The sequence below is a fragment of the Pseudomonas sp. V98_8 genome (genome assembly GCF_029967975.1).
GTDB lineage: Bacteria > Pseudomonadota > Gammaproteobacteria > Pseudomonadales > Pseudomonadaceae > Aquipseudomonas > Aquipseudomonas umsongensis.
In genome coordinates, this window is the sequence record NZ_JASCAE010000107.1 from 1 (window position 1) to 10,174 (window position 10,174).

Annotated in this window: 10 protein-coding genes; 1 reads left to right on the forward strand and 9 read right to left on the reverse strand. The window is 63.8% G+C overall.

Going from position 1 to position 10,174, the window contains the following annotated elements:
* Nucleotides 1-61 precede the first annotated feature (61 nt).
* From QLG10_RS29240 to QLG10_RS29275, 8 genes are all read right to left on the reverse strand, one after another.
* Nucleotides 62-1,204, reverse strand: coding sequence for an acyl-CoA dehydrogenase family protein (locus QLG10_RS29240; protein WP_282488457.1), 1,143 nt, complete (start codon nucleotides 1,202-1,204; stop codon nucleotides 62-64).
* Entirely contained in the window at nucleotides 1,201-2,406 is a 1,206-nt protein-coding gene (locus QLG10_RS29245; RefSeq protein WP_282488458.1) for an acyl-CoA dehydrogenase family protein, read from the reverse strand. The genes QLG10_RS29240 and QLG10_RS29245 overlap by 4 nt, the downstream gene beginning before the upstream one ends.
* A gap of 65 nt (nucleotides 2,407-2,471) precedes the next feature.
* Nucleotides 2,472-3,641, reverse strand: a complete 1,170-nt coding sequence (locus tag QLG10_RS29250) for an acyl-CoA dehydrogenase family protein (RefSeq protein ID WP_110755038.1) — start codon at nucleotides 3,639-3,641, stop codon at nucleotides 2,472-2,474.
* A gap of 10 nt (nucleotides 3,642-3,651) precedes the next feature.
* Complete coding sequence (locus QLG10_RS29255) at nucleotides 3,652-4,830, reverse strand: lipid-transfer protein (protein ID WP_282488459.1); 1,179 nt, start codon at nucleotides 4,828-4,830, stop codon at nucleotides 3,652-3,654.
* Nucleotides 4,831-4,847: 17 nt separating this feature from the next.
* Complete coding sequence (locus QLG10_RS29260; RefSeq protein ID WP_020801275.1) at nucleotides 4,848-5,267, reverse strand: MaoC family dehydratase; 420 nt, start codon at nucleotides 5,265-5,267, stop codon at nucleotides 4,848-4,850.
* Nucleotides 5,239-6,372 (reverse strand): acyl-CoA dehydrogenase family protein, encoded by a 1,134-nt coding sequence (locus QLG10_RS29265; RefSeq protein WP_188265662.1) that lies wholly within the window; start codon nucleotides 6,370-6,372, stop codon nucleotides 5,239-5,241. The genes QLG10_RS29260 and QLG10_RS29265 overlap by 29 nt, the downstream gene beginning before the upstream one ends.
* 8 nt (nucleotides 6,373-6,380) lie before the next feature.
* Nucleotides 6,381-7,349, reverse strand: coding sequence for an OB-fold domain-containing protein (locus tag QLG10_RS29270; protein ID WP_282488460.1), 969 nt, complete (start codon nucleotides 7,347-7,349; stop codon nucleotides 6,381-6,383).
* A gap of 56 nt (nucleotides 7,350-7,405) precedes the next feature.
* Nucleotides 7,406-8,191 (reverse strand): SDR family oxidoreductase, encoded by a 786-nt coding sequence (locus QLG10_RS29275; protein ID WP_110755042.1) that lies wholly within the window; start codon nucleotides 8,189-8,191, stop codon nucleotides 7,406-7,408.
* Between the two features lie 135 nt (nucleotides 8,192-8,326).
* Here QLG10_RS29275 and QLG10_RS29280 point away from each other — a divergent pair, with 135 nt between their 5' ends.
* Nucleotides 8,327-9,118, forward strand: coding sequence for an enoyl-CoA hydratase (locus QLG10_RS29280; protein WP_248678462.1), 792 nt, complete (start codon nucleotides 8,327-8,329; stop codon nucleotides 9,116-9,118).
* Nucleotides 9,119-9,187: 69 nt separating this feature from the next.
* Here QLG10_RS29280 and QLG10_RS29285 read toward each other — a convergent pair whose 3' ends face one another.
* A complete protein-coding gene (locus QLG10_RS29285; RefSeq protein WP_282488461.1) occupies nucleotides 9,188-9,499 on the reverse strand; it encodes a DUF6124 family protein in 312 nt (103 codons plus the stop codon).
* Between the last annotated feature and the right edge of the window lie 675 nt (nucleotides 9,500-10,174).

Here is a 10,174-nt window from a genome sequence, read left to right on the forward strand (position 1 = left end):
AGGCCATGAGGATGTTGAATGTGCCGGCCCCTTCGCGAGCAGGCTCGCTCCCACAGGGGGGTTACGCGTTGGTCGAATAGCGTTCGCAATGGAAATCCCGGTCACCCAGGCAGCTCTGCGCAACGCGCACGCGCTTGAGGTACAGGCCGACATCCAGCTCGTCGGTGACGCCGATGCCGCCGTGCATCTGTACCGCTTCGTTGGCGACCTTGATCGCCGTGTCGCCGGCTTTCCATTTCGCCAGGCTGACCAGTCGAGCACGGGCCCGAGGTTCGAGGCCGGTGTCATCCAGGGTCGCCAGCGCGGCCATCAGGGCGCTGCGGCTCAGCGCCAGGTCGATGTACATCTGCGCGGCGCGATGTTGCAGGACCTGGAAGGTGCCAATCTGCGTGTCGAACTGCACACGGGTCTTGAGGTACTCCAAGGTGGTTTCGAACAGCTGCTCGGCCATCCCCAACAGTTCCGCCGCGAGGCAGGTGCGACCCCGGTCCAGTGCTGTTTCCAGCACGGCCCAGCCCTCCCCCAGGCTGCCCAGCAGCGCGTCACTGCCCAATTGCACCTGATCCAGTTGCAGGCGTGCGTGGTTGCGCGAATCGATTTGCGGCAAGGCGCTGACCATCAAGCCCGGCGTATCGGCCGGCACCAGGAACAGGCTGATGCCTTGCGTCTCACCTGGCTGCCCGGACGTGCGCGCCGCCACTGCGTAGGCATCGGCACCCAGGCCATCGACCACCCAGAACTTGTCGCCGTGCAAGCGATAGCCCTGCCCTTCGGCCTTGGCCTCAAGGGCAATGCGGCTCGGGTCGTGGCGCGAGCGTTCGTCCACTGCCAGGGCCAGGCGCTGCTCACCACCGATCAGCGCTGGCAACCACTGCGCCTTCTGCGCCGTATTGCCCGCCAGTTGCACCAGCGAGCCGCCCAGCACCACGCTGGACAACAGCGGCGTGGCAGACAGATTGCGGCCCATGGATTCGAAAATCGGCCCCAAACCCTTGCAACCGAAATCCAGGCCACCGAACTCTTCGGGAAACGCAATCGCGCTCCAACCCAACTCTACCGCGTCACGCCACAGCTGCGGCTCAAAACCCAGGGCCACCGCCTCATCCCGCAACCGACGCTGGGCACTCACCGGACTGCGGGCAGCGAGAAAGTCCCGGGCGCTGTCGGCCAGCAAACGCTGGTCATCGTTGTAACGCAGGCTCATGGGGTGACTCCTTTTTTAGCGTCGGGCAAGCCCAGCACGCGCTTGGCGATGACGTTGAGTTGGACCTCCGAGGACCCGCCGGAGATGGTCAGCGCATAACTGTTCAACCAGGAACGGGTGACCGCCAGTTGCTGCTCGCTGAACGCCGGACTGTCCCAGCCGCAGGCATGCCCGGCCATGGCATCGAGCAGCACTTCGAACTTGTCGCGCTCCTGTTCAGTGTGCGTAAGCTTCATGATCGACATCAGGCCGCCGATGTCATCGCCGGCCCGCGCTTCTTCACCCATGCGCTGAACGGTCAGGTTGTAGGCATGCTCATTCATCGCGCAGGCCGTCGCCCGCGCCTGCAAGGCATGCTCACCCTGGGTCTGTGGCGCCGGCACGTATTGGCGCATCAGCGCCAGCAGGTCGACGTGAGACGGCAAGCTGAACTCGCCGAATTTCGACATCGCCTTGCGTTCGTGCTGCAACAGGTACTTGGCCAGGTTCCAGCCGCCATTGAGCGGCCCGATCAACTGGCTCTTGGGCACCTTGACGCTGTCGAAGAACACCTGGCAGAACGCCGACTTGCCGCTGATCAAATCGATCGGTTGTGGCTTGACCCCGGGGCTGCGCATGTCCAGCACGATCAGGCTGATGCCTTCGTGTTTCGGCACGTTGAAGTCAGTGCGCACCAGGGCATACATCCAGTCGGATTTGTCGCCGTAGGAGGTCCAGATCTTGCTGCCGTCCACCACGAAGTGGTCACCGGCATCGCGCGCAGCCATTTTCAGGCTGGCCAGGTCGGAACCGGCGTTCGGCTCGGAGAAACCTTGGCACCAGCGCACTTCACCGCGGGCAATCGGCGGCAGCAGGTCGCGTTTCTGTTGCTCACTGCCATAGGCCAGCAATACCGGCCCGAGCATCCAGATGCCGAGGTTGATCTGCGGCGGCCGGCACTTGATACGGCGCATCTCGCTTTCCAGCACCGCCAGTTGTTCGTCGCTCAGGCCGGCGCCGCCATATTCCTCGGGCCACTCGGGGCAGAACCAGCGTTTGTCGCGCATGCGCTCGAACCACAGGCGGGCGTCTTCGCAGGGAAACTGCGGGTTCTGGCTGCCCCACACCACATCGCCTTCAGCCATGCCGGTGCGCATCGACAGCGGACAGTTGGCCTCCAGCCAGGCGCGGGTGTCCTGGCGAAATTGCTCGATAGTGCTCATGAAAGTCCCCTTCGACCCGCCCCGGATCCGGGGCGAGTGCGGTTCTTGTTGTTGATGGACGAGCGTCAGCGTTGGGTGCGCGGCATGCCGAGGCCAAACTGGGCGATCAGTTCGCGCTGGATTTCATTGGTGCCACCACCGAAGGTCAGGGTCGTTGCAGAGCGCAATTCATACTCCAGGTCACCCTCTAACAGCGTCGCCGCCGAACCGCTGCGCATCGAACCATTGGCACCGACGATCGCCGCCAGCTTGCGCAGGATCTCGATGGCCGACTCCGAGCCAAACACCTTGGTGGTCGAACTCAGCGCGACGCTCATGCGGTCGAGCTCGAGGTCGGCGGCAATGCGCATGTTGATCAGGCGCATCGCCTCCAGGCGCGCGTAACACTCGGCCAGCGAGCTGCGCACCCAGGCTTTGTCCATCGCCCGACGGCCCTGTTCATCGCGGGCCCGCGCCCACAGGTAAACCCTGCGAAACAGCGCCACGACCTTGTCCGACCAGGTACCCAGGCCGAGGCGCTCGTGGTTCAACTGCGAAGTGATGAGTTTCCAGCCACCGTGCAACTCACCCACCAGCATCTCGTTGGGTACCCGCACGTTGTCGTAGTAAGTGGCCGCCGTCGGAGTGCCGACGGTATGGATCAGGGTGTGGGAGAAGCCCGGCGTCGTGGTATCGACGATCAGCAGCGAAATGCCTTTGTGCCGCGCCTGGGTCGGATCGGTACGGGCCGCCAGCCAGACGAAATCGGCCGATTCGGCACCCGAGGTCCACAGCTTGTTGCCATTGACCAGGAAACCTTCATCGTCCTGGCGGGCACTGGTTTTCAACACCGCCAGATCGCTGCCGGCATCGGGTTCGGAATAACCGATGGCGAACATGATTTCGCCCGCGGCGATCCCTGGCAGGAAGCGTTCTTTCTGCAGCTCGCTGCCATGGGCCATCAAGGCCGGGCCGACGGTGCTGATAGTCACGAACGGCAGTGGCGCCCCGGCGATATTGGCTTCTTCGAAGAAGATCAGCTGTTCGGTGGCGGCATAGCCCTGGCCGCCATGGGCCTTGGGCCAGCCAACCGCGAGCCAGCCGTCGCGGCCCATCTGGCGGATGGTCTGGCGAAACAGCTCGCCGCCTTCCTTGCCGCGCAACTGCGCGCGCATGTCCGGGGTCATCAGGGCCTGGAAATAGTCCCGCACCTTGTGGCGCAGGGCATGTTGTTCGGGAGTGAGGTCGACGAACATCTGCTGCTCCTTAGGCTGTGCCGAGAATCAGGCCGCTGGTGGGTACGCCGGTGCCCGCGGTAACCAGCACGTTCTGTACATCCGCCACCTGGTTGACCGCCGTGCCACGCACCTGGCGTACCGCTTCGGCGATGCCGTTCATGCCGTGGATATAGGCTTCGCCCAGTTGCCCGCCGTGGGTGTTGATCGGCAGTTTGCCGCCACGGGCATGGTGCCCGGCGCGGATGAATTCCTTGGCTTCGCCGCGCTCGACGAAGCCGAACTCTTCCAGCTGCGGCAACACGAACGGGGTGAAGTGGTCGTAGATCACCGCGGTCTGGAACGCGTCCGGGCCCAGGCCCGACTGGCGATACAGCTCGCGGGCGACCACGCCCATTTCCGGCAGCCCGGTGATGTCGTCGCGGTAGAACGAGGTCATGCTCTGCTGGCCATGGCTGATGCCCTGGGAACCGGCCTTGATGGTCACCGGCTTCTGCCGCAGGTCACGGGCGCGCTCGGCCGAGGTGATGATCATCGCCACGGCGCCATCGGACTCCTGGCAGCAGTCGAGCAGGTGCAGCGGTTCGCAGATCCAGCGCGAGGCCTGGTGTTCTTCCAGGGTGATCGGCTTGCCGTGGAAAAACGCCTGGGGATTGGTCGCAGCGAAATCACGCGCCGCCACCGCGACACGGCCGAAATCTTCGGAGGTGGCGCCATAGGTGTGCATGTAGCGCTGGGCGAACATCCCGACCCAGGCGGCTGGTGTATGGAAGCCGTGGGGCATGTACCAGCCGTAGTTGACGTTGTCGAATATCGGCGATGATGCAAAGCCATAGTTGCCAGTGCCGAAGCGATACCAGGAACGCTCGTTCATGGCCCGATACACCACCACCACTTTCGCCACGCCGGTGGCCACCGCCATCGCCGCGTGCATCACCGGCCCGCAGGCGGCGCCGCCGCCGTGGGGCACCTGGGAGAAGAACTTGACGTTCTTGCACCCCAGCAGACGAGCGATTTCGTACTCCGGGACCTTGTCCACCGAGTAAGAGCTGAAACCCTCGACCTCGCTTGGGTCGATGCCGGCATCCTTGAGCGCGCTCAAGGTGGCCTCCAGGGCCAGGCGCAATTCGGTGCGTCCGGAGTTCTTGGAAAATTCGGTCGCGCCGAGGCCAACGATCGCGGCGCGCCCGGAAATCGATGAATCAGTCATCTGTGTCTCTCCGGCTGTCAGGGCAGGACCAGCGCGACCGTGCCGGTCACGTGGTTGCCCATGGAATTTTTGCCGCTCAAGGTGATTTCCACCGCGCGGGTGTCGGCATCGAGTGCGCTGACGCTGCCGCTGAAGGTCATGCAGTCGCCGGGATAATTCGGCGCGCCGAGCTTGATTTTCAATGCGGTGAATTGCGCCAAAGGCCCGGCCCATTGCTCGATGAACCGCTGCACCAACCCATTGGTGGTGAGGATGTTCATGAACACATGGGGCGAACCCAAGGCACGGGCCGCCTCAGCGTCGTGGTGCCCGGGGAAGTAGTCACGGGTGGCGATCGCGCCGCCGTTGATCAGGGTCACGGTAATCGGCACCGCGAGCTCCGGCAGTACTTCGCCGGGGCGCACGTCGTCAAAGCGCTTGGTGTTCTTCGAGGTCATATTTCCATCCCAGCTTGTCGTTATCGTTGAGCCAGTCGCCCAGGCGTTCCAGATTGGCTGCCGAGCCACCCAGGGCAAGGGACAGGCCGCGACTCCAGTAGAGAAAACGGTGGATCGGGTACGTCAGGTCGACGCCGATACCGCCATGCACGTGTTGGGCGGTGTGGCCGATGCGGTGCCCCGCTTCACAGGCCAGCCAGGCAGTGGCCAGGGCTTCGGAAGGCGCTGGCATGCCGGCATCGATGCGGAAAGCCAACTGCCAGAGCGCGGTGCGCAAGGCTTCGACGGCGATATGGGTGTCGGCCATGCTCATTTGCACCGCCTGAAAGCTGCCGATGACGCGCTCGAACTGCCGGCGCTCGCTGACATAGGCCACGGTGCGGCGGATCTGCTCTTCGCTGACCCCCAGTTGCAGGGCCGCCAAGGCCGCCACGCTGCGCAGCTCCAGCCAGGCGACTGCCTCGACCGGCAACAGCGCCGCCGCGTTTACGGTCAAGCCCTGGATGTGCAGGTCGGCCGCCGCTTCGCCGTGGGTCATCACTGCCGGCACCCGCTTTATCTCGGGCGCCGTCAGATCGAGCAGCAGCAAACGTGGCTGCGCGTCGACGTCTACCAACACCAACGCGGCCTGGGACTGCTCGCCCAATGCCAGGGCCGCGACCCGGCCGTTGACCGACCAGCCGTCGGCGCACGGACAGGCTTGCAACTCGATACCCAGCGCGCTACTCAGGCCCTCCATGGACAGGCTCAACAGCGCCTCGCCGGTTGCAGCCCTCGCTACCCAGCCGGCACTGTCGCCAGCATCAAAACGGGCCAGGGTCGCGGCGGCCAATTGATGACGCCACAACGGCACCTGGGCCAGGGCCTTGCCCTGAGCTTGCAGCACCAGCATCAGTTCGGTCATGCCCAGACCGCTGCCACCGTGCTCTTCGGGGATGGCCAGGGCATGCAACCCGGTCTCGATGCACAGCGCCCACAGCGGCGCCATCATCGGCTCGCCGCTGGTGTCCCACTGGCGCATGTAGTCGTCATGGCAGTGGTCGACAAACAGGCCGTCGGCCATCTGCGCAATGGCGCGCTGGTCTTCGCTCAATTCGAAATCCATGGGGGCTCCTATGCCTCTACCGGCCGAAACATCGGCAGGGTCAGCTGGTCATCGAAGGTCTGGAACTCGACCTGCAACGGCTGGCCGATCTGCAACTGGTCCCGCTCTACACCGACCAGGCCGGCGATCAGGCGCACGCCTTCGGCCAGCTCGATCAGGCCGATCGGGTTGGGGTAATCGAACGGCGGCACTTCGGGGTAGTGCATCACCACGAACGAGTACAAGGTGGCGCGGCCGCTGGCCTGCACAGTGTCCCAGTCGAAGCTGTGGCACTGGATGCATACCGGTGCCGGTGGATGACGCAAGGTCTTGCACGCCGTGCAGCGCTGGATCAGCAACTGGCCCTGCTCGCAGCCCTCCCAGAAGAACCGCGTGTCATCGCTGATGCCCGGCAGCGGGCGCTTGGCCTTGGCCGGCGCTGACTCAACCTTGGCCGGCGCCTGGGCATTGGCCGCTCGGAACTTGAAGACGCGAAACAGCAACTCGCCGACCGGCTCGTCGCCACCGGCTCTTTCGACGAAATGGCTCATCACCAGGGTGACGAAGAAACCAGTGCCCAGGGCGGTGGTTTTCTCATCGCCGACCGAATCCAGGCGCGTGGTGTAGTAGAGTTTTTCCCCCAGGCGCACCGGGCGGGTGAAGCTCAGTTCGGAGTTCACCGCCACGGTGGAGGCGTAGCCGTAGGCTTCCATTTCCTTGAGCACCTCGTAAGGGTTCTCGTCGGTGGAGCCAGGTGGATAGTTGTTGGCGTGCAGGCCTTCCATGGTCCACACCTGCAGCATCGCAGGCGGGGCGATCAGGCCCTCATGTGCGGTGCCCAGGGCGAAACCCGCATCGGTGTACAACGGGTTGTCCACGCCCATGACTTCGCACCACTGGCGAATCATCGGGGCATTGACCTCGTCCCAGGCATACACGCGGCCGTACTGGCGCCCCACCAGGGCGCGCACATTGGATAGCAATTGTGGATCAGCCAAAGTCGTCTCCTTCACATTGAAGGCGGCCACCGAACCCGGTCGCCGCAATAGGTCGATCAGGTGGGCAGCACCTGCGCGGCACCGAGAAATGCCGGGCGTTCACCACCGCCATGCAGCAACAGGTTGCAACCGCTGGCGTAACCGGCCAGCGGCGATGCGATGTAGAGGCAGGCGTTGGCGATGTCTTCGGCCACGGCCATGCGGCCCGCCGGAATGCCGGCAGCCACAGCGGCGATACCGGCCTCGGAGCCGTAGTGCAGATGCGCCTGTTCGGTGAGCACCAGGCCCGGGCTGACCGTGACCACCCGCACCTTGGGCCCCCACTCCACCGCCAGCGATTGCACCAGCGCCAGCACCCCGGCCTTGGCCGCGCCGTAAGCGGCGGTGCCTGGCGAGGAACGCAGCGCACTGATACTGCCGATGAAGACGATGCAACCGCCCTGGGTCTGTGCCTGCATCAGCCGGTTGGCGTGCTGGGCGACATTGAGCGGGGCGATCAGGTTCAGACTGATGATGCTTTCATGAAACCTCGGCGATGCCGTGGCCGCGTCAGTGGCAGGGCTGCCACCGGCGTTGTTGATCACCACGTCGAGGCGGCCGAAGTCGCGCTCGATGGTGGCGAACAGGCGTTGCAGGGAATCGTGGTCGCGCACGTCGGCGGCGATGAAGGTCGCGCGCTTGCCGGCCAATGTCGGCACCTGCTCAGGTTCGCGCCGGGCACAGATGATCACCCGTGCGTTCGCGGCGAGAAATCCCAGCGCGATACCGGCGCCGATGCCCTTGGTGCCACCGGTGACCAGCACCACCTTGCCGCTGTAATCAAGACCCGAATGCAGCTCCATCATGTGCTCCTTTTCTACTGACAAGGATCACTCTAGGGACGATGCGCGAGCCAAACTACGTCTGAACGGACGATGAAAATTCAGCGCCGTGAACAGGACACTGGCGATTATTCACACCTTGCCTGGTCTTCGAAGATGCCCACGTCCGACTCATCTGCTGCACCGGTTCTGCTCGAACACCCACTGCCCGGCGTGGCCCTGCTGCGACTCAACCGCCCCCACGCGACCAACGCCTTGAGCCTGGAATTGCAGGCGCTGCTGTCGCGTCATTTCAGTGAGTTGGCGATAGATCCCCAGGTGCACTGCATCATCCTGACCGGCGGTGACAAGGTGTTCGCCGCTGGCGGCGACATCAACAGCATGGCCGGGGTCGGCGCCATCGATATCTACAAGCGCCACACCGAACGGGTCTGGGGGCCGATCCAGCACTGCCCCAAACCCGTGATCGCGGCCGTCTGCGGCTACGCCTACGGTGGTGGTTGCGAACTGGCGATGCACGCCGACCTGATCGTCGCCGGGCGCAGCGCACGCTTCTGCCAACCGGAAATCCGTATCGGCATCATGCCCGGCATCGGCGGCACCCAACGGCTGGTCCGGGCCGTGGGCAAGGTCAAGGCCATGCGCATGGCGCTTACCGGGCAACCCATCAGTGCCGAGGACGCCTGGGTGGCCGGACTGGTCAGCGACCTGGTGGACGATGACCAGGTACAGGCCCACGCCCTTGAGCTGGCGCGCGTCATCGCGGCGATGCCGGCGCTGGCCGCCGAGCAGATCAAGGAGGTGATCCTGGCTGGCATGGATGCGCCGCTGGAGGCTGGGCTGGCATTGGAGCGCAAGGCTAATGCGCTGCTGTTTGCGTCACGGGATCAGAAGGAAGGGATGCAGGCGTTTATCGACAAGCGGCCGGCGCGGTTTGAGGGGAATTGAAATCTCCCGGATGAAAATGCTGATCCCCCCCGTAGCAGCCAGGCTTTGCGTTCCACGATCTTTGCGCTTCTATTCCGGCGGATCAACCCGATCCAGCGCCCGGTTCACCGCCAACTCCCCCAGCATGATGACTTGCGCAATACCCAGCAGGGTATTGCCACTCGCCCCCTGCGTGCGATCCGCTAGATCCAGGGTCATGACATTGGCCGAAGCGAGTGACTCACAGGCGTGGGCCAGCAGGGTTTCGGTGTCGAGTTCCGGATTGACGATGAACATGGTGCTGAGTTTGCGCGAGGTGGCGTTGATGTCGGCGGCTGAAGGGATGGGGTCGGAAGGAGTTGCCGGATCGCTGTCCGGCGGGTTCGGTGTTGGCTTGATCATGAGTGCTTCCCTTATTAGTTGGGCCGCACCATCTCGCTACTACACGAAAGGGTGGCAGCTGTGCGCAAGTTAGTAGACCGGCAAGGGTAAGCAAAAACCGGCGCGCCCGAGGACGCCATGCGCACAGCTACCATCAAGTGCAGGCGAATACCTGACTGATGATGCTCATGCGACCGCTTTAACCTTGGCCGGGCTACTAAACCCGATCACTGCAATCAGTGACGGCGATCAAGTTACCGAGCGACTCCAAGGCGCACAAGCCGGCGGATTCTGGCGTAACCGTAGGCAACGGCGCAAGGTGCTGTGGCTTTCGGGAAGCAACCTGGCTGGCGTTTAAACACGCTGCAAATTGCTCGCAAAAACGCTGACAATAGAGGCGGAACAACCCTCGCTCCAAATGCTGGGATGCTGCCCCGCCCCCCCTTTAGTCAAACACGCAAATATTCCTACAGATGCGCCGCACCGCCATCCCGGACGCATCCTACGCGTATATCGGAAGCATCCTACCCCTACTTTTGTCAGATTCATTAAAGCTCTCGAGTGCTTCAACGAGGGTGGAAAACCAATCCTCCCCGTATGCCCATCCAGCCCAGGGAGGCCTGACCATGAGCACTCAAACACGCATCTTCTTCAACCACACCCGCCACAAGTTCGCGATCCGTTGGTTCGACGCCG